The organism is Caballeronia sp. AZ7_KS35, assembly GCF_023631045.1.
GTDB lineage: Bacteria > Pseudomonadota > Gammaproteobacteria > Burkholderiales > Burkholderiaceae > Caballeronia > Caballeronia zhejiangensis.
The window spans coordinates 134,223-155,728 of record NZ_JALQDV010000008.1 but is presented as its reverse complement, the minus strand read 5'-3'; the positions used below and the strand labels follow the sequence as shown (position 1 = coordinate 155,728).

Annotated in this window: 28 protein-coding genes and 5 tRNA genes; 25 read left to right on the top strand and 8 right to left on the bottom strand. The window is 62.4% G+C overall.

Annotated features, from left to right (window positions below):
- Positions 1-71 precede the first annotated feature (71 nt).
- Both cueR and NCT05_RS10145 read left to right on the top strand, forming a co-directional pair.
- Entirely contained in the window at positions 72-458 is a 387-nt protein-coding gene (gene cueR, locus NCT05_RS10150; RefSeq protein WP_008349194.1) for a Cu(I)-responsive transcriptional regulator, read from the top strand.
- A gap of 234 nt (positions 459-692) precedes the next feature.
- The gene (locus NCT05_RS10145) at positions 693-839 is read left to right on the top strand and encodes a DUF3563 family protein (protein ID WP_008349196.1); all 147 of its coding nucleotides are present in this window, start codon (positions 693-695) and stop codon (positions 837-839) included.
- Between the two features lie 96 nt (positions 840-935).
- On the opposite strand, the gene copM is transcribed toward NCT05_RS10145, so the two are convergent.
- The gene (gene copM / locus NCT05_RS10140) at positions 936-1,334 is read right to left on the bottom strand and encodes a CopM family metallochaperone (protein WP_008349197.1); all 399 of its coding nucleotides are present in this window, start codon (positions 1,332-1,334) and stop codon (positions 936-938) included.
- Between the two features lie 113 nt (positions 1,335-1,447).
- Here copM and NCT05_RS10135 point away from each other — a divergent pair, with 113 nt between their 5' ends.
- Positions 1,448-1,819, top strand: a complete 372-nt coding sequence (locus tag NCT05_RS10135) for a hypothetical protein (RefSeq protein WP_250502210.1) — start codon at positions 1,448-1,450, stop codon at positions 1,817-1,819.
- A 14-nt stretch (positions 1,820-1,833) separates the two neighbouring features.
- Here NCT05_RS10135 and NCT05_RS10130 read toward each other — a convergent pair whose 3' ends face one another.
- Positions 1,834-2,679 (bottom strand): 23S rRNA (adenine(2030)-N(6))-methyltransferase RlmJ, encoded by an 846-nt coding sequence (locus NCT05_RS10130; protein ID WP_250502209.1) that lies wholly within the window; start codon positions 2,677-2,679, stop codon positions 1,834-1,836.
- A gap of 289 nt (positions 2,680-2,968) precedes the next feature.
- Between NCT05_RS10130 and NCT05_RS10125 the strand changes: the two genes are divergently transcribed.
- From NCT05_RS10125 to iscX, 11 genes are all read left to right on the top strand, one after another.
- The gene (locus tag NCT05_RS10125) at positions 2,969-3,763 is read left to right on the top strand and encodes a 3-hydroxybutyrate dehydrogenase (RefSeq protein ID WP_250502208.1); all 795 of its coding nucleotides are present in this window, start codon (positions 2,969-2,971) and stop codon (positions 3,761-3,763) included.
- 14 nt (positions 3,764-3,777) lie between these two features.
- On the top strand, positions 3,778-4,998 hold the full coding sequence (locus NCT05_RS10120) for a DUF3734 domain-containing protein (RefSeq protein WP_250502207.1): 1,221 nt from the start codon (positions 3,778-3,780) through the stop codon (positions 4,996-4,998).
- A gap of 121 nt (positions 4,999-5,119) precedes the next feature.
- Positions 5,120-5,602 carry a low molecular weight protein-tyrosine-phosphatase gene (locus tag NCT05_RS10115; protein ID WP_175982303.1) on the top strand — a complete coding sequence of 161 codons (483 nt, stop codon included), beginning with the start codon at positions 5,120-5,122 and terminating at the stop codon, positions 5,600-5,602.
- A 132-nt stretch (positions 5,603-5,734) separates the two neighbouring features.
- Positions 5,735-6,262 (top strand): Fe-S cluster assembly transcriptional regulator IscR, encoded by a 528-nt coding sequence (gene iscR, locus NCT05_RS10110; protein ID WP_008349204.1) that lies wholly within the window; start codon positions 5,735-5,737, stop codon positions 6,260-6,262.
- A gap of 82 nt (positions 6,263-6,344) precedes the next feature.
- On the top strand, positions 6,345-7,568 hold the full coding sequence (locus tag NCT05_RS10105) for an IscS subfamily cysteine desulfurase (RefSeq protein WP_008349205.1): 1,224 nt from the start codon (positions 6,345-6,347) through the stop codon (positions 7,566-7,568).
- A 48-nt stretch (positions 7,569-7,616) separates the two neighbouring features.
- Positions 7,617-8,045: a Fe-S cluster assembly scaffold IscU gene (iscU, locus tag NCT05_RS10100; protein ID WP_008349206.1), complete on the top strand. Its 429-nt coding sequence runs from the start codon at positions 7,617-7,619 to the stop codon at positions 8,043-8,045.
- A gap of 50 nt (positions 8,046-8,095) precedes the next feature.
- Complete coding sequence (gene iscA, locus NCT05_RS10095) at positions 8,096-8,419, top strand: iron-sulfur cluster assembly protein IscA (RefSeq protein WP_008349207.1); 324 nt, start codon at positions 8,096-8,098, stop codon at positions 8,417-8,419.
- An 83-nt stretch (positions 8,420-8,502) separates the two neighbouring features.
- Entirely contained in the window at positions 8,503-9,030 is a 528-nt protein-coding gene (hscB, locus tag NCT05_RS10090) for a Fe-S protein assembly co-chaperone HscB (RefSeq protein ID WP_175982302.1), read from the top strand.
- A gap of 37 nt (positions 9,031-9,067) precedes the next feature.
- Entirely contained in the window at positions 9,068-10,933 is a 1,866-nt protein-coding gene (gene hscA, locus NCT05_RS10085) for a Fe-S protein assembly chaperone HscA (protein ID WP_250502206.1), read from the top strand.
- A gap of 26 nt (positions 10,934-10,959) precedes the next feature.
- The gene (fdx, locus tag NCT05_RS10080) at positions 10,960-11,301 is read left to right on the top strand and encodes an ISC system 2Fe-2S type ferredoxin (RefSeq protein WP_008349211.1); all 342 of its coding nucleotides are present in this window, start codon (positions 10,960-10,962) and stop codon (positions 11,299-11,301) included.
- Between the two features lie 14 nt (positions 11,302-11,315).
- Positions 11,316-11,513, top strand: coding sequence for a Fe-S cluster assembly protein IscX (gene iscX / locus NCT05_RS10075; protein WP_008349212.1), 198 nt, complete (start codon positions 11,316-11,318; stop codon positions 11,511-11,513).
- A 93-nt stretch (positions 11,514-11,606) separates the two neighbouring features.
- Here iscX and NCT05_RS10070 read toward each other — a convergent pair whose 3' ends face one another.
- On the bottom strand, positions 11,607-12,581 hold the full coding sequence (locus NCT05_RS10070) for a patatin-like phospholipase family protein (protein ID WP_250439922.1): 975 nt from the start codon (positions 12,579-12,581) through the stop codon (positions 11,607-11,609).
- Between the two features lie 158 nt (positions 12,582-12,739).
- Between NCT05_RS10070 and gltX the strand changes: the two genes are divergently transcribed.
- The 7 genes from gltX to NCT05_RS10035 all read left to right on the top strand — a co-directional run bounded on the left by gltX (position 12,740) and on the right by NCT05_RS10035 (position 15,685).
- The gene (gene gltX / locus NCT05_RS10065) at positions 12,740-14,149 is read left to right on the top strand and encodes a glutamate--tRNA ligase (protein WP_250502205.1); all 1,410 of its coding nucleotides are present in this window, start codon (positions 12,740-12,742) and stop codon (positions 14,147-14,149) included.
- A gap of 136 nt (positions 14,150-14,285) precedes the next feature.
- A tRNA-Ala gene (locus tag NCT05_RS10060) sits at positions 14,286-14,361 on the top strand.
- A 167-nt stretch (positions 14,362-14,528) separates the two neighbouring features.
- Positions 14,529-14,604 (top strand) — tRNA-Glu (locus NCT05_RS10055).
- 70 nt (positions 14,605-14,674) lie between these two features.
- Positions 14,675-14,751 (top strand) — tRNA-Asp (locus NCT05_RS10050).
- 72 nt (positions 14,752-14,823) lie between these two features.
- Positions 14,824-14,899, top strand: a tRNA-Glu gene (locus tag NCT05_RS10045).
- Between the two features lie 69 nt (positions 14,900-14,968).
- Positions 14,969-15,045 (top strand) — tRNA-Asp (locus NCT05_RS10040).
- 175 nt (positions 15,046-15,220) lie between these two features.
- Complete coding sequence (locus NCT05_RS10035; RefSeq protein ID WP_008349215.1) at positions 15,221-15,685, top strand: GNAT family N-acetyltransferase; 465 nt, start codon at positions 15,221-15,223, stop codon at positions 15,683-15,685.
- A gap of 18 nt (positions 15,686-15,703) precedes the next feature.
- Here the strand turns inward: NCT05_RS10035 and NCT05_RS10030 are convergent, their stop codons facing one another.
- A complete protein-coding gene (locus NCT05_RS10030) occupies positions 15,704-16,537 on the bottom strand; it encodes an AraC family transcriptional regulator (RefSeq protein ID WP_008349217.1) in 834 nt (277 codons plus the stop codon).
- A 151-nt stretch (positions 16,538-16,688) separates the two neighbouring features.
- On the opposite strand from NCT05_RS10030, the gene NCT05_RS10025 reads away from it, so the two are divergent.
- Positions 16,689-17,105 (top strand): gamma-glutamylcyclotransferase family protein, encoded by a 417-nt coding sequence (locus tag NCT05_RS10025; RefSeq protein ID WP_034473211.1) that lies wholly within the window; start codon positions 16,689-16,691, stop codon positions 17,103-17,105.
- 100 nt (positions 17,106-17,205) lie between these two features.
- Here NCT05_RS10025 and NCT05_RS10020 read toward each other — a convergent pair whose 3' ends face one another.
- Positions 17,206-17,448 carry a hypothetical protein gene (locus NCT05_RS10020; protein ID WP_008349220.1) on the bottom strand — a complete coding sequence of 81 codons (243 nt, stop codon included), beginning with the start codon at positions 17,446-17,448 and terminating at the stop codon, positions 17,206-17,208.
- A 269-nt stretch (positions 17,449-17,717) separates the two neighbouring features.
- Complete coding sequence (locus NCT05_RS10015; RefSeq protein WP_235366243.1) at positions 17,718-18,353, bottom strand: YdcF family protein; 636 nt, start codon at positions 18,351-18,353, stop codon at positions 17,718-17,720.
- A gap of 1 nt (position 18,354) precedes the next feature.
- Here NCT05_RS10015 and NCT05_RS10010 point away from each other — a divergent pair, with 1 nt between their 5' ends.
- Together NCT05_RS10010 and NCT05_RS10005 are read left to right on the top strand one after the other, a co-directional pair.
- Positions 18,355-18,711: a hypothetical protein gene (locus NCT05_RS10010; protein WP_162483413.1), complete on the top strand. Its 357-nt coding sequence runs from the start codon at positions 18,355-18,357 to the stop codon at positions 18,709-18,711.
- Positions 18,708-19,019: a hypothetical protein gene (locus tag NCT05_RS10005; protein ID WP_008349222.1), complete on the top strand. Its 312-nt coding sequence runs from the start codon at positions 18,708-18,710 to the stop codon at positions 19,017-19,019. The genes NCT05_RS10010 and NCT05_RS10005 overlap by 4 nt, the downstream gene beginning before the upstream one ends.
- A gap of 248 nt (positions 19,020-19,267) precedes the next feature.
- On the opposite strand, the gene NCT05_RS10000 is transcribed toward NCT05_RS10005, so the two are convergent.
- Together NCT05_RS10000 and NCT05_RS09995 are read right to left on the bottom strand one after the other, a co-directional pair.
- Positions 19,268-19,525 (bottom strand): hypothetical protein, encoded by a 258-nt coding sequence (locus NCT05_RS10000; protein WP_008349223.1) that lies wholly within the window; start codon positions 19,523-19,525, stop codon positions 19,268-19,270.
- Between the two features lie 248 nt (positions 19,526-19,773).
- A complete protein-coding gene (locus NCT05_RS09995; protein ID WP_008349224.1) occupies positions 19,774-20,175 on the bottom strand; it encodes a transposase in 402 nt (133 codons plus the stop codon).
- Positions 20,176-20,600: 425 nt separating this feature from the next.
- Between NCT05_RS09995 and NCT05_RS09990 the strand changes: the two genes are divergently transcribed.
- The gene (locus tag NCT05_RS09990; RefSeq protein WP_008349225.1) at positions 20,601-21,503 is read left to right on the top strand and encodes a LysR family transcriptional regulator; all 903 of its coding nucleotides are present in this window, start codon (positions 20,601-20,603) and stop codon (positions 21,501-21,503) included.
- Positions 21,504-21,506 lie beyond the last annotated feature (3 nt).

Genomic DNA, 21,506 nt, shown 5'->3' with positions numbered 1-21,506 from the left:
ATCAACGACATCGTATACCTTGCCATCATGGGAAGGTGTAGAGTCGGAATGACATTTTTCAGGAGCAGACGATGAATATCGGCGAAGCGGCCCGCGCCTCGGGCGTGACCGCGAAAATGATCCGCTACTACGAGAGCGTCGGATTGCTCAATCCGGTCGGACGGACGTCATCGGGATATCGCGTGTATGGCGATCACGAGGTCCACGCGCTGCGTTTCGTGCGGCAGGCACGCCGGCTCGGTTTTCTCGTCGACGATATCCGCAAGCTGCTCGCCTTGTGGCAGGACCGGTCGCGGGCGAGCGCGGAGGTGAAGTCGATTGCGCTGGAACATGTTGCGGAACTGGACCGGCGGATCGCCGAATTAACCGAGATGCGCGACACGCTGTCGCATCTGGCTAATCATTGTCACGGCGACGCGCGGCCGGATTGCCCGATATTGGACAAGCTGGCGCAGTAATGCACGAAAATGGTGCATGTGCAACGACCAGATTGTTGACAATGAGCGAATTGATACGAGAAATCAGTGGTTTAAGCAAGAATGCGGCCTGCACCATTCCGAATCCGAATGCACACTATTCAAGCATTTCACTACCCCGGCACGGACGTTCTCCCCTATAATCCGGGTATTCCCTAACGCGGGTAATCCCTGACCCGAACCGCCAGGGATCTTTCGAAGACCTTGGAGAACACCATGTTTGCATTCCTCATCGAAAAACTGAGCATCTGGTTTGAAGCCGCCGAGCAGCGCCGCCGCGAAGCCTATCTTGCGCAATCGACGGACATCGTCCAGCTTGAACAGCGCATCCGCTCGCTGGAAACGAACGGCTACAACGCTTAAGCGTTTCGTTCCTGGCGTCGAACACGCCCGATGTGAAAGCAAAAGCCCCGCAATTGCTGGGCTTTTGCTTTTTGCTCGTCACGTGAGCGGAGCGTTTTACTGCTTGTGCGGATGCTGCTCCAGCCACTGTTTCATGAATGCGATTTCCTTGTTCTGCGCGGCGATGATGTCCTTCGCCAGCTTGCGCAGCTTGGCGTCCTTGCCGTACTTCAGTTCGACCTTCGCCATTTCCACCGCGCCCTGATGATGCGGAATCATGTGCGCGACGAAATCCCGGTCGGCGTCCCCCGTGTACTCGATGCTCGACATGCCCGACATCATTTTCTGATCGGCGGCCTGGAACGCGGCGGTGGACGAGACGTCCGTCGGCTTCGGCTCGTGCTGTTCCATATTCATGCCTGGCATTGCATCGCTCGCCGGCGCGGCGGTCTGGGCATTCACGCTTGCGCTGCAGAGGATGGTGAAGATGGCAAGTGCGATTCTTGTTGATTTCATCGTATCTCCTGTGGAAGGGGCGGTTGCAAGGCTGCTTATGTGTCGAACCACCTAGCCTAAAGCTTGCCACCGGGGTAAGGTAAAGCGGTTTCGTCTACACAAAAGAGCGCGCGATGCCAGGCCATATCAATGACACGACGAATATCGGGTTCCGCCATCGAATCACGAAAGTCACGCAGGTTTGCATCGCGCTCGCCGCAGTCTTGCCCGGCTCGCAACCGGCGCTCGCCAAGCCGGGCGGCGAACCGCTCGTACTCGATACGCAAACCGGTATCCACAGCGGCGTGAGCGGCACGGTGCTCCAGAGCGGCCCGCTCGGCGGCCCGGGCATGGTGCCGATGGCGACATTGCCCGGCATCCCGCAGGAGGCTCAACCGCCCATCGTCGTTTCACCATACGTCGAATATTCAAGCGGACAGAACACGGTGCCCGTTCAGCCTGGCGGCGGCGTGCGCCCCAGAACTCCGCGCGCGCCTTATCCCTGACCCCGAAACCGTGCTCAGTCGGCGCGATGTTCAAGCTTGAACGAAGCGTTGCCGTCCTCGCCGAGCGCGTCGACGAGGTAGGGCAGTGATTCCTTCAGTTCCTTCGCCAGCGTGTAGGGCGGGTTGATTACGAACATGCCGCTGCCGAACAACCCGAAGCCGTCCATCGGCGGTTTCCTCACCGTGAGGGCCGCATGCAGCCAGCCGTTCGGCTGGATGGCCTTCAGCTGATCGGCGAAACGCTGCGACTCCTGGCGCGTGACGATCGGGTACCAGACCGCATACGTTCCGGTCGAGAAGCGCTTGATACTTTCTTCGAGGCACGTAATCGTGCGGGCGTAGTCGCGCTTGTCCTCGTACGACGGATCGATCAGCACGAGCGCACGCCTCGGCGGCGGCGGAAGAATCGCCTTGATGCCGTCGAAGCCGTCGCCTTCGTAGATCATCGCGCGCCGGCCGGCATCGCGGAAATTGTGGCGCAGCACGTCGATTTCCGTGCTGTGCAACTCGAAAAGCCGCATGCGATCCTGCTCGCGCATCGTGCGCCAGGCCAGATAGGGCGAGCCGGGATAGAAACGCAGACCGCCATCGGGATTCAATGCCTTCACTTCGTCGACATAGTCGGCGAGCAGCGCCGGCAGGTCGCCGCGATCCCAAAGCTTGCCGATGCCCGTCTCGAACTCGGCGTTCTTCGTCGCGAAGCCTTCGGTGAGCGAATACACTCCGGCGCCGGCGTGCGTGTCGACATACCAATACGATTTGTCCTTCTGGCCGAGATAGCGAAGCATCTGAATGACGATCGCGTGTTTCAGCACATCGGCGTGGTTGCCCGCATGAAAGGCGTGACGGTAACTGAGCATGACAGGAGGCCCGCGTCGGGCGCGAGAAGCAAAATGAAAAGGTGCGGCGGAAGGGCGCCTATTCTAGCCGACCCCGTGCGCTGCATGACTCACGACGCCCAGCGCGTGCTGCGGCGCATTGCGTCCTTCATGCACAATAACCGCTCCCGGACTTTCATGAACAGTCGGCCGAATGGCCTAAGCGTTCTGAGTTTCGCCCGACTTTTCCTATGCCGAACGGCCAGCTTGATAGCCGTGCCGACGGATGTTGTCATACACCCGATGTCTTCCCACTGGATAGGGGGTTCGCATGTCATCAAACGGTAAGCTCGACGGCAAGACCGCGATCGTGACGGGCGCGGCGAGCGGTATCGGCAAGGCTCTCGCGTTCACGCTCGCCGGCGCGGGCGCGGCGGTCGCCATCGCCGATCTGAATCAGGCGGGCGCGGACGCGGTCGCCGAAGAGATCCGCGGCAAGGGCGGCAAGGCTATCGGCATCGCGATGGACGTGACGAACGAAGACGCCGTCAATCAGGGCATCGATCACGTCGCTGCGGAACTGGGCTCTGTGGACATCCTCGTGTCGAACGCGGGCATTCAGATCGTCAATCCCATCGAAAACTACGCGTACGCCGACTGGAAGAAGATGATGGCGATCCACGTCGACGGCGCGTTTCTCACCACCAAAGCCGCGCTCAAGCATATGTACAAGGACGATCGCGGCGGGGTAGTGATCTATATGGGTTCGGTGCATTCGCACGAGGCGTCGCCGCTGAAGTCCGCCTATGTGACCGCGAAACACGGACTGCTCGGCCTCGCGCGCGTGCTGGCGAAGGAAGGCGCGAAGCACAACGTGCGCTCGCACGTCGTCTGTCCGGGCTTCGTGCGTACGCCGCTCGTCGACAAGCAAATTCCCGAGCAGGCGAAGGAGTTGAGAATCAGCGAGGAAGAAGTCGTCAGGCGCGTGATGCTCGGTGGCACGGTCGATGGCGTATTCACGACCGTCGAGGACGTCGCTCAGACCGTGCTCTTCCTTTCCGCGTTCGAAACGGCGGCGCTGACGGGGCAATCGTTCGTCGTGAGTCACGGCTGGTTCATGCAATAAGGAGAACGCGCGGGATGTCGGAAATCGAGAACGAAGAAGTCATAGGACGGGAAGGCGCGCGGACTCGGGCGTCCGCCGGGCAGCAAACCCGCGTGCACCTGCCGCCCTACGCGACGATCGCGCTCATGCTCCAGGGCGGGGGCGCGCTCGGCGCCTATCAGGCGGGCGTCTATCAAGGGTTGCACGAGGCGGACATCCATCCGAACTGGATCGCCGGCATCTCGATCGGCGCGCTCAACACGGCGATCATCGCGGGCAACGCGCCCGAGCATCGCGTGACGCGTCTGCTTGAATTCTGGCAGACGATCTGCCGGCCCGCGTTCGGTTTCCCGTTGCCCGCGTTCCTCGAGCGCGCGCTATTCGATTCCGCCGACGAAATTCGCAAGGCGTTCACCGCGATGCAGGCTTTCGGCGCGATCGTCGAAGGGCAGAAGGGATTTTTCATCCCGCGCTTTCCGCCGCCGTCGCCGATCGCGTCGAGCTCGCCGCAGACCGCGAGCTATTACGACACCACGCCGCTCAAGGCCACGCTCGAGCGGCTTTGCGATTTCGACCGCATCAATTCCGGCGAAACGCGCGTGTCGGTAGGCGCGGTGAACGTCGCGACCGGCAACTTCGCGTATTTCGACAACACGCAGATCCGCTTGCGCGCCGAGCATTTCATTGCCTCGGGCGCCTTGCCGCCGGGCTTCGCCGCAGTCGAGATCGACGGCCAGTTCTATTGGGACGGCGGTCTCATGTCGAACACGCCGCTCTACGAAATCGCGCAGGCGACGCCACGCCGCGACACGCTCGCCTTCCAGGTCGATCTGTGGAGCGCGCGCGGGCCGGTGCCCGACAGCATCGTCGACGTGATGGGGCGCGTGAAGGACGTGCAGTATTCGAGCCGCACGCGTCTCGTCACGGATCAGATGCAGCGCGCGCAGCGCTACCGTAACGTGTTGCAGCACGTTCTCGATCTCGTGCCCGAAGACGTCCGCGAGGGCGACGAATGGTGCAGGCTCGCCGCCGAACTGGCATGTTCGAAGCGTTACAACATCATCCACCTGATATACCGGCAAAAAGAGTACGAGGGGCATTTCAAGGACTACCAGTTCGGCTTTTCGACAATGCGCGAACACTGGGAAAGCGGTCTCTCCGATATGCGCCGCACGCTTGCGCATCGCGACTGGCTCGACATGCCCAACGGCGAGTCGCGCTTCATCACGCATGACATCCATCGCGACGAGCGATGAAAGCGTTGCGCAAGATGGAATGAGCCGTGTGGGCGAGAATTTGTGCCCCTTTGTATAATTCGGGACGCATTCCGGTGCTGTTTCTATCGACGCCGGACATCACGACTTTTCCCGGCTTTAGATGAACTCGATCGCGGTCTGCTTCGTCTGTCTCGGCAATATCTGCCGCTCGCCCAGCGCGGAAGCGGTGATGCGCGATCTCGTCGAGCGCGCGAAACTGGCTGAGCGCATCGTGATCGATTCGGCGGGCACCGGCGACTGGCACATCGGCGAGCCGCCGGACGAACGCGCGCAAAAGGCAGCGAAGAAGCGCGGCTACGATCTGTCGAACTTGCGCGGCCGTCAGGTCGCCGCGGCCGATTTCGCGCGCTTCGATCTGTTCATCGTCATGGACGACGCCAACGCCGCCGCCTTGGCGGAAGTCTGCCCGTCCGAGCACCGCGACAAGATTCGCCTGCTGATGGAGTTCGCGACGCGCGACGACAGCCGCGTGGTGGTCGATCCCTATTTCGGTGGCGAAGAGGGCTTCGAAAAAGTGCTCGACCAATGCGAGGACGCATGTGAAGGCTTGCTGAAAGCCTTACGCGCTCAGTTGACTGCCTGAGCGGCGGCGCGGCCGCGCGATCCGAAAAAAAACGCGTTAAAAGACTACTTATCTCGCCCCGGATACTTGACTAAAAACGTGGGCTATTTATACTTGACGAAAACCATCGAGTATTAGCGTTAGCCCCCAATTATGAGACTCACCACGAAAGGCCGTTTCGCCGTCACGGCGATGATCGACCTGGCGCTGCGCCAGGAGCAGGGCCCGGTGACGCTGGCAGGCATCAGTCAGCGCCAGCGCATCTCGCTTTCCTACCTCGAACAGCTCTTCGGCAAGCTGCGGCGGCATGAGATCGTCGAATCGGTTCGCGGACCGGGCGGCGGCTACAACCTCGCGCGCCGCGCGGAGAACGTCACGGTTGCCGACATCATCATCGCGGTCGACGAGCCGATCGACGCCACGCAGTGCGGCGGCAAGGGCACGTGCGAAGGCACGAAGCAGCACGACGGCCACTGCATGACGCACGAGCTCTGGGCGACACTGAACCAGAAGATGGTCGAGTATCTCGATTCCGTCTCGTTGAAGGATCTGGTCGACCAGCAGCGTGCGCGCGAAGGTTCGTCGGCGGTGCTGCGCGACCGGCGCGCGGAATCGGCTGGCGTCGAGGCCGCGCGTGTCGTGCCCAAGGGGCCGAATTCCATTTTCAATCTGGCCGGATGACATAAACCGCGCCGGCGCGAGCCGCGCGCGCAGACGAAAGCGTCCCAGCCAAGAGCTTTGACCGATTTTCCCGGAGCGACTGATGAACAACGATATTCCCCACCTGCCCATTTACATGGACTACAGCGCGACGACCCCCGTCGATCCGCGCGTGGTGGACAAGATGATTCCGTATCTTCGCGAGCAGTTCGGCAATCCGGCCTCGCGCAGCCACCAGTACGGCTGGGATGCGGAGCGTGCGGTCGAGGAAGCGCGCGAGAACGTCGCGGCGCTCGTGAATTGCGATCCGCGCGAGATCATCTGGACGTCGGGTGCGACGGAATCGGACAACCTCGCCATCAAGGGCGCGGCGCACTTCTACAAGAGCAAGGGCAAGCACATCATCACCGTGAAGACCGAGCACAAGGCCGTGCTCGACACCACGCGTGAGCTGGAGCGCGAAGGCTACGAAGTCACGTATCTCGACGTGAAGGACGACGGTCTCATCGATCTGGAAAAGTTCAAGGCGGCGATCCGTCCGGACACGATCCTCGTCTCCGTGATGAGCGTGAACAACGAAATCGGCGTGATTCAGGACATCGAGGCGATCGGCGAGATCACGCGCGAGAAGGGCATCATTTTCCACGTCGATGCGGCGCAAGCCACCGGCAAGATCGAAATCGATCTGCAAAAGCTGAAGGTCGATCTGATGTCGTTTTCGGCTCACAAGACGTACGGTCCGAAGGGCATCGGCGCGCTGTACGTGCGTCGCAAGCCGCGCGTGCGCATCGAAGCGCAGATGCACGGCGGCGGTCACGAGCGCGGCATGCGTTCGGGCACGCTCGCGACGCATCAGATCGTCGGCATGGGCGAAGCGTTCCGCATCGCGCGGGAGGAAATGGCGACGGAGAACGAGCGCATCCGCATGCTGCGCGACCGTCTGCTGAAGGGGCTGCAGGACATCGAAGAGGTGTACGTCAACGGCGACATGGAACGCCGCGTGCCGCACAACCTCAACATCAGCTTCAACTTCGTCGAAGGCGAATCGCTGATCATGGCGGTGAAGGACGTCGCGGTGTCGTCGGGTTCGGCGTGCACGTCGGCGTCGCTCGAGCCCTCTTATGTGCTGCGCGCGCTCGGCCGTAACGACGAACTCGCGCACAGCTCGATCCGCTTCACGGTCGGCCGCTTCACCACCGAGCAGGACGTCGACTATGTGATCAACCTGCTGAAGAACAAGATCGCGAAACTGCGCGATCTGTCGCCGCTCTGGGAAATGCACAAGGACGGCATCGACATCTCGACCATCCAGTGGGCTGCGCACTAAGCGACCACTGAGCGCCACGCGACACCGAATATTAGGAGAGTTTGAATCATGGCTTATAGCGACAAGGTTCTGGACCACTACGAAAACCCGCGTAACGTCGGCTCGTTCTCGAAGGACGACGACACCGTCGGCACCGGCATGGTCGGCGCGCCGGCGTGCGGCGACGTGATGAAGCTGCAGATCCGCGTGGGCGCGGATGGCGTGATCGAGGACGCGAAGTTCAAGACCTACGGCTGCGGCTCGGCGATCGCATCGAGCTCGCTCGTCACCGAATGGGTGAAGGGCAAGACGCTGGATCAGGCGCTCACCATCAAGAACACGCAGATCGCCGAAGAACTGGCGCTGCCGCCGGTGAAGATCCACTGCTCGATCCTCGCGGAAGACGCGATCAAGGCGGCGGTTGCGGACTACAAGCAGCGTCATGGCGTCGCGGCGCCGGAAGCGGCAGCGGCGGAATCGAAGCAGGCAGCGGCGTAATTGTGACGACGGGCGTCCGGGGCGGCGCCCCGAAGAGAGAAGCGAAGACTATGGCAATCACGTTGACGGATAAAGCGGCACAACACGTGCAGAAGTATCTGACGCGGCGCGGCAAGGGCGTCGGCTTGCGGCTGGGCGTGCGGACGACGGGCTGTTCGGGCCTCGCGTACAAGCTCGAGTATGTCGACGAGCTCGCACCGGAGGACACCGTGTTCGAGTCGTCGGGCGTGAAGATCGTGATCGATCCGAAGAGTCTTCCGTATCTCGACGGCACCGAGCTGGACTTCGCCCGCGAAGGCCTGAACGAAGGCTTCAAGTTCAACAATCCGAACGCGAAGGACGAATGCGGCTGCGGCGAATCGTTCCGCGTCTGACGGGAATGACGCCGGCGGTATCGGCAAAAGAGGCGGCGCGTGCCGCCTTTTTCATTCGCGCACACTGAATTCACAGACATAGCATGGCCACGCTCACCGACAGTCACTTCGATCTCTTCGATCTGCCGCAGACCTTCGCCGTCGACCAGCAGAAGCTCGACGACGCTTATCGCACCGTGCAGGCGCAAGTGCATCCGGACCGTTTCGCCGCGGCCGGCGATGCGCAGAAGCGTCTCGCGATGCAGTGGGCCACGCACGCGAACGAGGCGTATCAGACGCTGCGCGATCCGCTGAAGCGCGCGCGCTATATGCTCGCGCAGCGCGGCATCGACGTCGGCGCGGAGAACAACACCGCGATGGAGCCGGCGTTCCTGATGCAGCAGATGGAATGGCGCGAAAATATCGAGGATGCGGCGAACGCGAAGAACATCGGTGCGCTCGAAGCGCTGCTCGACGAACTGCGCGACGAAGAGCGCATTCGCTTCACCAAGCTCGAGGCGCTGATCGACAGCAAGTCGGATCAGGCGGCGGGCGAGGCCGTGCGTCAGTTGATGTTCATCGAACGCGTGGCGCATGAAATCGGCGCGCAGATCGAACGGCTCGAACACTAAAGGCAAACGCGCCGCATACAACCTCATAAGACCAACGATGGCTTTACTGCAAATCTCAGAACCCGGCATGGCGCCGGCGCCGCATCAAAGGCGCGTGGCGGTCGGCATCGATCTCGGCACGACGAACTCGCTCGTCGCGGCCGTGCGCAGCAGCGTGCCCGAAGCGCTGCCCGACGAGGACGGCCACGTGCTGCTGCCGTCGGTCGTGCGCTATCTGGAGAAGGGCGGACGGCGCATCGGCCGCGCCGCCAAGGAAGAAGCGGTCATCGATCCGCGCAATACGATCGTCTCGGTGAAGCGTTTCATGGGCCGCGGCAAGAGCGAGGTCGAGGGCGCGGAGAACGCGCCGTACGATTTCATCGACGCGCCGGGCATGGTGCAGATTCGCACCGTCGACGGCGTGAAAAGCCCGGTCGAAATATCGGCGGAAATTCTCGCGACGCTGCGTTATCGCGCGGAAGACACGCTCGGCGAGGATCTCGTCGGCGCGGTGATCACGGTGCCCGCCTATTTCGACGAAGCCCAGCGTCAGGCGACGAAGGACGCGGCGAAGCTCGCCGGCCTGAACGTGCTGCGCCTGCTCAACGAGCCGACCGCAGCCGCGATCGCTTACGGTCTCGATAACGGCGCGGAAGGCCTCTACGCCGTCTACGACCTCGGCGGCGGCACATTCGATCTGTCGATTCTCAAGCTCACGAAAGGCGTCTTCGAAGTGCTTGCGGCGGGCGGCGATTCCGCGCTCGGCGGCGACGATTTCGATCACGCGCTGTATCGGCACGTCTTGACGGCGGCGGGCGTGTCGGTCGATGCGCCGGAAGACGTGCGCCTGCTGCTCGATCTCGTTCGCAACGCGAAGGAAGCGCTGTCGTCGACGAACGAAACGCGCGTCCAGGCGACACTCTCGACTGGCCAGCAGATCGATGTCGCCGTGACCGAAGCCGAGTTCGCCGCGCTGACCGAGGCGCTCGTCGCGCGCACGCTCACGCCGACGAAAAAGGCGCTGCGCGATGCGAAGGTCGCCGCGAAGGACATCAAGGGCGTCGTACTGGTTGGCGGCGCCACGCGCATGCCGGTGATCCGCCGCGCGGTCGAAACGTTTTTCGGCCAGCCGCCGCTCATCAATCTCGATCCAGATCAGGTCGTCGCGCTGGGCGCTGCGATTCAGGCCGATCTGCTCGCGGGCAACCGTCGCGGCGAAGGCGACGACTGGCTGCTGCTCGACGTGATTCCGCTGTCGCTCGGCGTCGAAACGATGGGCGGCCTCACCGAGAAAATCATCCCACGCAATTCGACGATCCCGACCGCGCGCGCACAGGATTTCACGACCTTCAAGGACGGCCAGACCGCGATGGCGATCCATGTCGTTCAGGGCGAGCGCGAACTCGTGTCCGATTGCCGGTCGCTCGCGCGCTTCGAGTTGCGCGGCATTCCGCCGATGGCGGCGGGCGCGGCGCGCATTCGTGTGACCTATCAGGTCGACGCGGACGGTCTCTTGTCCGTGTTCGCGCGCGAGCAGATGTCGGGCGTGGAGGCGTCGGTGGTCGTGAAGCCGTCGTACGGACTCGCCGACGACGAAGTCGCCCGCATGCTCGAAGAGAGCTTCAAGACCGCCGAGACGGACATGCGCGCGCGTGCGTTGCGCGAGGCGCAGGTGGAAGCGGAGCGTCTCATCGAAGCGACGCACGTTGCGCTCGAAACTGACGGCGAACTGCTCGACGACGATGAACGCGCGCAAATCGTCGCGCTCGTGACCGAACTGGCGGCGCTCGCGAACGGCGATTCGGTCGAGAAGATCGAAGATGCGACGAAGACGCTCGCCACCGGCACCGATGAATTCGCCGCGCGCCGCATGAACAAGAGCATCCGCCGCGCGCTCGCGGGCCGCAAGCTCGACGACGTCTAAATCATCCTATTCGAGAAATACGAAACATGCCTCAAATCGTTGTGCTGCCTCACGTGGAGCTTTGCCCGGACGGCGCGGTGATCGACGCCGACATCGGCAAGAGCATCTGCGACAATCTGCTGGATCACGGCATCGAGATCGAGCACGCCTGCGAGAAATCGTGCGCGTGCACGACGTGCCACGTCATCATTCGCGAGGGCTTCAACGCGCTCGAGCCGTCCGAGGAAGACGAGGACGATCTGCTCGATAAAGCGTGGGGTCTCGAACCGACATCGCGGTTATCATGTCAGGCAATGGTGCCTGCCGACGAGGATCTGGTGGTCGAGATCCCGCGGTACTCCATCAATCACGCCAAAGAAAATCACTGACAGGAGGCTCGCCCATGAAGTGGACAGATACCCAGGAGATCGCGATGGCACTCACCGACGCGCATCAGGATGTCGATCCCCAATATGTGCGTTTCACTGACCTGCATCGCTGGATCACCGAACTCGACGGTTTCGACGACGATCCCGAAAAGTCCAACGAGAAGATTCTCGAGGCAATCCAGGCGGCCTGGATCGAGGACGCGGACTACTGACCGGTTCTAATTCGCCATGACGGCGGCTTCGTGAGAAGCCGCCGTTTTGTTTTGCGGGCATTCTTTTGCGCCGATGCTTCGCATTGCAGAAGTTCAGACCTTCGCGCCGCGCTCCGCGAGCTGTCGCTGCAACGTCGGCCACATCTTGGCGACGGCTTCCTCGCCCGCGAGAATCGATGCATTGCGCTGGCTGAAATCGCTGCTGCTCATCGCGTTGAGGTTGGGGCGGACGACCGCGTTCGCGTATTTGTCGAGCTCGTAGGCCTTGATGGTCTGGCCCATGATCGTGAAGGTCTGCATCAGCACGTCGAACGAGCTCGATGTCAGCCCGCTTTCCGGCCGCGCCGAAATATCGACGGCAATCACGAAATCCGCGCCCATCTTGTGCGCGAACGCCGCTGGCACCGGACTCACGAGCCCGCCGTCGACATACTCGCGATCGCCGATCTTCACCGGCTCGAAAATCGACGGCACGCTGCACGACGCCCGCACAGCGACGCCCGTGTTGCCGCGCTGAAAGAGAATCGGCTGGCCGCTCTTCAGATCCGTGGCGACGATGCCGAGCGGCTTCGCCATCTTTTCGATCGGACGGTTGTCGAGCGTCCTGTTCAGGTAGTTCTGCAGCGCGACGCCTTGCAGGATGCCGCGCGCGCGAAAGGGCATCGCCCAGTCGCTGATCGAGGCTTCGTCCATCGTGAGGGCGAGCTTGTTGATCGCGATGCCGCTCATCCCCGATGCGTACAGCGCCGCGATGACCGAGCCGGCGCTCGTGCCCGCGACGAGATCCACGCGCACGTTGCGCGCCTCGAGCGCCTTGATCACGCCGATATGCGCGAAGCCGCGCGCGGCGCCGCCGCCGAGCGCGAGCCCGATACGCATCGGTTGTTGCGGTTCTGCCTTCGGCGGCGCCGGCGGCGTGACGATCGCCGTTTCGCCTGAATTGCCGCCGCTCGTGGTGGTGCAGGCGGCGAGAACGGACGACGCGGCCGCGAGCGAAAACGCGCGGCGCGAAAGACGGGGTGACGATGAACTCAAAGTGTGCTCCAGCGGTGCGGCGGGTTCCGGCAGGCCCGTCGATGCGGGCGTTCGGGGAGATCTTGAAAAGCGCGCACATCATAAAACAAAAGGCGCGCGGACCGGCGCGAAGCGGGCGGCGAGTATAATTTCGTCTCATTTTGCGCGGCATTTCAGCGCCTGGCGCACTGCCATTCATCGAGTAAACAGCAATGACCACCCAAGTCCGCACACGCTTCGCTCCGAGTCCGACCGGCTTCATCCATCTCGGCAACATCCGCTCCGCGCTTTATCCGTGGGCGTTCGCGCGCAAGATGAAGGGCACTTTCGTGCTGCGCATCGAGGACACCGATCTCGAGCGCTCCACCGATGCGTCGGTCGATGCGATTCTCGACGGCATGGCGTGGCTCGGGCTCGATTTCGACGAAGGCCCGTTCTATCAGATGCAGCGCATGGACCGTTATCGCGAGGTCATCGCGCAGATGATGGAAAAGGGGCTCGCGTATCACTGCTACATGTCGACGGAAGAGCTCGACGCGCTGCGCGAGCGTCAGCGCGCCGCGGGCGAGAAGCCGCGCTACGACGGTACGTGGCGCCCCGAGCCGGGCAAGGTGCTGCCGCCGGTTCCGGAAGGCGTGAAGCCTGTCGTGCGCTTTCGCAATCCGCTCTCGGGCACGGTCGCATGGGACGACGCGGTGAAAGGCCACATCGAAATTTCGAACGAGGAACTCGACGACCTCGTGATCGCGCGCCCCGACGGCACGCCGACGTATAACTTCTGCGTGGTCGTCGACGATCTCGACATGAAGATCACGCATGTGATTCGCGGCGACGATCACGTCAACAACACGCCGCGCCAGATCAACATTCTGCGCGCGCTCGGCGGCGAGGTGCCGGTGTACGCGCATCTGCCGACCGTGCTGAACGAGCAGGGCGAGAAGATGAGCAAGCGCCACGGCGCGATGAGCGTGACGGGCTATCGCGACAATGGCTATCTGCCGGAAGCGGTGGTCAACTATCTGGCGCGCCTCGGCTGGTCGCATGGCGATGCGGAGATTTTCTCGCGCGAGCAGTTCGTCGAATGGTTCGATCTCGAGCATCTCGGCAAGTCGCCCGCGCAGTACGACCACGACAAGCTGAACTGGCTCAACGCGCACTACATCAAGGAAGCGGACAACGCGCGTCTCGCCGAGCTGACGAAGCCGTTCCTGCGGCAGGCCGGTATCGATGCCGCGGCGATCGACGGCGGCGCGCCGCTCGATCAGGTGATCGGGCTCTTGAAGGACCGCGCATCGACGGTGAAGGAAATCGCCGATAACGCCGCCATGTTCTATCGTGAGCCGGTGATCGATGCGGATGCCTTCGCGCAGCACGTCACCGATGCGGTGCGTCCGGCTATCGCGGACCTGCGTGCGGCGCTCGCGAACGTCGAGTGGACCAAGGAAGCGATCGCGGCCGCGCTCAAGGCGACGCTCGCCGCGCACAAGCTGAAAATGCCGCAACTCGCGATGCCAGTGCGCCTGCTGGTCGCGGGCACGACCCACACGCCGTCGATCGATGCCGTCCTGATGCTCTTCGGACGCGATGTCGTGTTGGCGCGTCTGGAAAAGGCGGCGGGTTGAGGTCCGCGCAATGGATCGCGGGGCGTGATCCATTGCGCGCATCGGCGTCTGTCGAGGCAAAAAAGTTTCACTGAAGTCGTCAGAGGGTATTTACAACTTCGAAAACGCCCTATACAATCTCGTTTCTGTTCTGCAAGGGGGTATAGCTCAGCTGGGAGAGCGCTTGCATGGCATGCAAGAGGTCAGCGGTTCGATCCCGCTTACCTCCACCAAGAACAGCAGAAAGCAGTTGAAGTAGTGCGAAGCTTGTTCTCCGGAAACGGAGGTCGCAAAAAAAAATACTTCACAGGTAACACGAAGTTGTATAGAATTTCGGTCTTCGCTGATCGGCGGCAAGTAGATCAGCGGAGCAGTAGTAAAGACAGAATCACAAGTTTCTGTCCCCTTCGTCTAGAGGCCTAGGACATCACCCTTTCACGGTGAGTACAGGGGTTCGAATCCCCTAGGGGACGCCAGAACATCGGCGGCTGCTAGTCAAAAGCGCTGCAAGTTCGCAGGTGACACTGTGAACGGATGAAAAGAAGTGGAGCGGTAGTTCAGTTGGTTAGAATACCGGCCTGTCACGCCGGGGGTCGCGGGTTCGAGCCCCGTCCGCTCCGCCAACGCTTGCGAGCAGAAACACTCCGGCTAATGAGAGCCGGTTTTTTTTCGCCGCAGGGTGTGCAGAAGTTGAAGTCCCCTTCGTCTAGAGGCCTAGGACATCACCCTTTCACGGTGAGTACAGGGGTTCGAATCCCCTAGGGGACGCCAGAACATCGGCGGCTGCTAGTCAAAAGCGCTGCAAGTTCACAAGTGACACTGTGAACGATGAAAAGAAGTGGAGCGGTAGTTCAGTTGGTTAGAATACCGGCCTGTCACGCCGGGGGTCGCGGGTTCGAGCCCCGTCCGCTCCGCCAAGTTGTTTTAAGGAAATCCAGCCTTCGGGCTGGATTTTTTTTGCCCGCTTTCCGCCGCTCGCCATATCCGATTCCCTTTCGTACGCGTTCGCTGCGCATTCGACCGTGATAATGGCCATTGCCAGCCCGCGCACACTGTCTTAGTGTTTAGGCACCTGTTTCTCGTGCCCGTGCGATGCTCGACCCGACCGAAGACCTCTCGCTCTATCAACTGCGCCAGGCGAACATGGCGGACTTCGCCTTCGCCGAAGCGCTCACGCACGACAACATGGTGGGCTACTATCGGCGTCACAATCTCGTGTGGCGCGGCGATCTTTTCCTTTCCAGCTGGCGCGAGTCCGAAAATTTCATCCTGCAGGCGGATGGCGTTCCGATTGGCGTCATGCGTGTCACCGAGGAAGACAATTCGCTGCATATTCGCGACGTGCAGATCGCGAAGGGCTATCGTGGACACGGCGCCGGGACCTTTCTGCTTAACACGGCGCATCGATGGGCGAGGGCGCGCGGGCTCGCCGAATGTCAGTTGCGCGTGTTCGTCGATAACCCCGCGGCGCGTCTTTACATTCGGCTCGGATACCGGCCGGCTGGACCGCGGCTCGCGCAGCTCGGCGCAATCCGGCACATGGTGCGGCGCGTCTGAAGAAAGCGCGCACACGCGCTAAGAGCCGTCGATGTCGCGCTCGTCGCGGCCATCGCGGGCGAAAAATGCGCGCGGGCTTTCGCCGAACGCACGGCGAAACATCGCGGAGAATGCGCTCTGGCTCTGATAGCCCAGTTCACGCGCAACTTGCGCGAGCGGACGGCCCTGGCTGAGCAGCGGAATGGCGCGCGCAAGAACGGCCTGCTGACGCCACTGGGAAAAACTCACGCCGAGTTCGCGTCTGAAAAGCCGCGCGATGGTGCGCGAACTCGCGCCGGCCTCCGATGACCACCGCTCCAGATCGGAATGCGACGGATCGGCGAGCACGGCGTTGCACAGGGCGCGCAGGCGCTTCTCGTTCGGCATCGGCACGGAGAGCGGCAGCGGCTGCGAGCGGATGATTTCATCGAGCGCGAGCGTGCCCAGCAGTCGCTCGCGCTGACGCGAAATCGGTTCTTCATCGAGCGCCGCGATGACTTCGCGCAAAAGCGGCGACACCTCGACGACGCGACACGCGCCGAGACCCGCCGGCACGACGCTCGCGTCGACGTAAAGCGTCCGCAGATAAGCGTCCTCGACGATCACGACCTCGTGCGTGACATTGGGCGGCACCCAGATCGCGCGCGAAGGCGGCACCATCCAAGTCGAATCCGCTGTCGCGACACGCAAGACCCCGCGCGACGTATAGGCGACCTGCGCCCACGGATGCGTATGCAGCGCGATCCGCACGCCGTAGGGAACGGGCCGCGAGCGCACGCGAATCGGATGATCGAGCGTCGGCGAATGCTCGACGGGAATGTCGAGATGCTCGACTTCTTCGCCCGACGAGTTCGATTCGACAAACGTGGCCATGTTCGCTCGAGTTGATGGTTGCAGGCGGCCGGATTCATCGACCGCCACGCGCCGATGGTAGCCGAAAGCGCGCGCCCGGGCGAACCGCGAATATTGCCCGGCGCATAATGCCCGTTGTTCACCTTTTGCGACAACAGGAGCGTTTTTCTCGATGCAATACGTTTTTGTCTACGGCACGCTGCGCGCGGGCGAGGCCAACGATATCAACCACGCAGCCGCGCGAAACGGCATCGCTACGCCCGAATGGATCGGTGCCGCCCACGTTCGGGGTCAGCTTTTCGACTTCGGCAACTATCCTGGTCTCGTGATCGATGAGAAGGGCGCGCCGATTCGCGGCGATGTCTACCGGATCGAGGACGCGCTCGTGCCCGTGCTCGACGAGATCGAACATGTGTATCCGGGCGTGGAAGGCTTATTCCGCTCGCATCGCCTGCATGTGGAGGTGGAAATCGAGGGGAGAAAGGATCGGGTCGATTGCCTGATCTATCCCGTCGGGGCTGCGTCCGCTGCCGGGCTGCCGTGCATCGAAGGCGGCGACTGGGTGACGCATCGCGCCGAACGCGCCTGAATGCGCGAAGCAGGGAAACTGATTTTGCTCGCGCCGCGGTGAGCCGATGCGTCGACTCACCGCGGCGTGAATGGCCCCGCGCCTTGCAGCGGGAACCGGCTTACTGGCTCGGGGCCGCCGGCTTGCTGTGCGATTTCTTGTGATGCATCGACTTGTGCGAAGAAGGCGTCTGCTCGGTCATCTTTTGGCTTTCCTGACGCGACTGCAGAGCCTGCGCGCGCGACTCGACATCAGCGATTTTGGCGGGATCGGTGCTCATGGTCACGCCTTGATCGCTCTGGGCATACGCGGCCGATGCGACCGCGCTGAGGGACAACAGAACAGCCAGGGACACTTTCTTCATTGTTACCTCCGAGTGGCAGTTGGAACCTGGGAATCGTCTGTCCGATCCGTTGGAACGACACTTGTGTCTGAGCAAAAATCGCTCCCGCTGTGCGGGTAGTCAGCCGCTAACCTCGCGCGTCTGACGATCAGACAACCTGAATCATAAGCCTTGAATCGGGCAAGGGTGTGTCGTGCGTCTGTCCGAAAAGCGGACGCGCATGATCGAGCACAAGCGTCGAATTATTTTCCAGTGCTTATCAATGCGCTTCGCTCCCGAATCACGAGGCGCTAATAGAGATGCAGCCAGCGATACACGTCGAAGCGCGCGAGCCCGACGAGTTCGTGCATCGCGAGCTCGCTGTTCGTGAAGCCCCGCACACGGGGAAAGAACGTCGGGCGAGTGGGCCATACATCCGACACATACGGCACCGGCGCATAGCCGAAAGCCTCGAAAGCACGCAACGCGCGGCGCATGTGATACGCGGATGTGACGACGATCAAACGGTTGTCATGTGCGTGGCCGAGAATACCGGCCACGTTTCGCGCGTTCTGGTAAGTATTGAGGCTTTGATTCTCGCGCACGAGGTCGTCTGCAGCGACGCCTTGCGCAAGCACGTATGGCGCGTAATTGTCGGCTTCGGCCTGCCCGTGATGTTCCGGATCGCCGCCGCTCAGAATCACCTTGCACGACGCGCCGGTTTCGCGGCATTCGCGATACAGCGTTGCCACGGCGTCGATGCGCCGCACCGCGTTGGACTTCGGAACGAGCCCCGCTTCGCTGCGATGCGTGCCGCCGCCCATCAGCACGATCGTCGTCTTCGGTGCGAACGAAGGCACGTCCGTGTGACGATAGCCGTGCTGGGCGAGATCGAGCAAAGGCGTTGCGAACCATCCCGCGCCGATCGCCCACGCGAGCGCCGCCACGATGATCGCAATCTGGATGCGGCGGCGTCGCCATAGTGCGAATAACGCAAAAAAAAGCAGCAATAAAGTGAATAGAACCAATTTGATTGGGGTAACGTATTGGTTTAAGGGCAATTCGTTCCGTCATCGCGTGCTTCGGAACGCATCGGCGGATGTCGCAGCAGAGCGCGTGATTAGCGCGCTGTCAACGGGGGCTTGTAATAGAAAGCAGCACCTAACGCAAGCGGTGGCCAAACATTCGGCTGCGAGTCGTTCGTCGCAATCGGAATTCGGCGCGCCGCGTTTAGTCGACGTCGCGGACCGTCTTGCGACCGTCACGAGCGTCGTCATGGCTGCACAGGAAGAAACAACGAGATGACCACGTATTCCAACGAAGTTGTACTCGAAGCACTTCGCCGAGCGCAGTATCGTCAGGTTCCTTGGGCGAAACGCCCCAACGTTTTCGATCTCTTGCGCGCGCTCGGTTTGCTCGAACTCGCCCGGCAGCGCACCGTGGCGCCCGCGCCCGGATTTCACGCACCGGTCGATATCGCGGTCGTGACCGAACGCGGCAAGCACGAATTCACGCGTCTTTCGCGCGACGAACGTGGCAGCGACTGGGACTTGCGCCGCATGGAACCTTATACGTTCGGTGGTCAGGAGGCGGTCCTGGAGGCGCGAGTCTAGCACTGCCGGACACGTCGGCAGCGAGGCCGGCAGCGGTCGACAGTCGACGCATGGGTCGAGGGAGCGTTGTCGTCGGATGAAAGAGCCGACAATCTGCCTGCAGCCAACGGCAATACCCCAAAAAAGTGCCCGTATCGCGAACGACACGGGCATACCGGATCTCACTGTCGCCATGCTGTGCTCATGGCACGAGGTGTGACTGCCGCGCGCCGGAGTGGTTCCGTCAAGCGCGCATCGTTCAGACGAACTCAATGATGTTGTGAACGCGCATCGCGTTCGGTATCGGGACGCGCGCGCACGTTGCTCGCGATATCGCCGCGCAGGTCGCCGCGTGGCGCGGGCGGCGTCGCATCGCGATTGCGGCCGGCATTCTGCGGCGCGGCCATCGAAGCCTTCGTGCTGACGTGAAAGTCGGATGCGGGAGGTGGCGGCTGCGCCTGGCTCATCGCCGCAGTGCTCGTCAGCGCGACGAAGGCGCCATGAGCGAGCAGAGTCGATGCCTTCATGGTGAAATCCTCGAAGCCTTCGTGGGGCTTGTTCGATTAATCACCAAGCTATGCTGCGATCCGCCGGGGCGCTGTAAGGAATCGTAAAGAGTTGTTTCGTCGACGACGCAGTGCGCGCGACTGTGCTACGACATCCGAATGCGGCAACGCAAAGAGGAGAAAGATTCGCGCAGGCCGCGGCCCGCGCGAGAGGTGAAATGTCTGGGTGAAGCCAGCGAGCGCCGGCTTCGGTCGATGCAAAGAACCGTTCAGGCCATCTTGGCCGGAGCGCGCCACGATTCCGGGTTCGTCCAGAACGCGCCACGCAGGCGATCGCGGCTCGGCGGCGCGGGCGGTTTGGCGGCGCTGGAACCGATGCGTCCGCGCAGCGACACTTCACGGCCGTTGCTGGAAAGGCGCTTCACGATCTCGGCCAGCGTGCCGTCTGCCTGCCACTCGTCGAAGCGGCGGCGGCAGGTCGGCGGGGACGGGTAGCGTCCGGGCAGCTTCGACCAGCCTTCGCCCGTCGACAGCACCCACAAAACCGCGTTGACCACGGCCCGCGCTTCGACGCGCGGACGGCCGCGCCGTTCGCTGCGCGCCGGCTCGGAACAGAACAACGCCTCAACCAGCGCCCACTCGTTATCTCTCAAATCGTCGAACAGCACCATATCTCACCTCAGCGAAGCTAACCCCGGTGCGCTGCCCCGCGCCGCGCACTCTGGTCGGAATCCGATGAACGAATACCTGGGAAGGCCAGAGCGATTGCGGCGGACGATGTTCGATGTAACCGCGAATGGCTCCAACCTCTGTGCGCAATGAAATGCGAGAACCGTGCCATGCATGTTGCTAAATCCGGGAAACCCGCATGGCAGTAGGCTGACGCGATGCCAGCATGGCCCGTATCAGACCCGAAACACACTGATTAAGAAATCGGGACAATCACCAATCAAGTGCAATAGGCCCATCCAGCGTGCGTCGTGAGGATTTGCTGCACCGCAGCGAAACGCGCGTTCGGGCATGAGTTCAGACCAATGCTCGCTATAATCCGTGCATGAATTGTGGATATTGATGAGCATTCTGAATGAACGCGCCATTGAACGTGACGTTGCGGCAACTGCGCGTCTTCATCGAAGTATCGAGGCTGCGCAGCTTCAGCCGCGCAGGCGATGAAATCGGCCTCACGCAGTCGGCGGTCAGCCGGTGCGTGCGCGAGCTGGAAGGGGAGATTGGTCTCAAGCTGATCGACCGGACGACGCGCGAAGTTCAGCTGACCGATGTCGGCGTGAATCTCGTCGGCACGGTGTCGCGCCTGCTGGCCGACCTGGACGAAGCGCTGCGCGAGGTCCGCGATCTCGGCCAGCAGCGCCGCGGACGCGTGATCGTCGCGGCGAGTCCGACGGTCGCCTGCCGGCTGATGCCGCGCGTGATCGCGTCGTGCTTGCGGCAGTTTCCGCTCATCACGCTGAGTCTGCGCGACGACGTCCAGTCTGATGTCCTGCGCAAGGTGAAGTCGGGCGAGGTCGATTTCGGCGTCGTGATCGGCCCGTTTTCCTCCGACGAACTCCACGGCGAACCCGTGATGACCGATTCGTTCTGTCTCGTCGCGCGGCGCGATCATCCGCTCGGGCGCGAGACGGCGGTGCCGTGGGAAGCGCTCGCGGGCGAGCGGCTCGTGATGCTCGACTACGCGTCGGGCAGCCGGCCGATCATCGATGCCGTCATGCAGGAGCACGGCGTCGAGGCGCAAGTGGTGCAGGAACTCGGACACTCGGCGACGGTGTTCGGGCTCGTGGAAGCGGGCGTCGGCGTGAGCGTGCTGCCGTGGCTCGCGCTGCCGCTGCCGGCGGATTCGTCGCTGGTCGCGTTGCCGCTCGAACCGCGCGCCGAACGGACCGTGGAGCTCGTGCGGCGGCGCGATCGCTCGCTGTCGCCCGCGGCGGAATCGGTGTGGTCGCTGATCGCCTCGCTGCCGCCGCGTGCGGAAGACCTCGGATAAGCC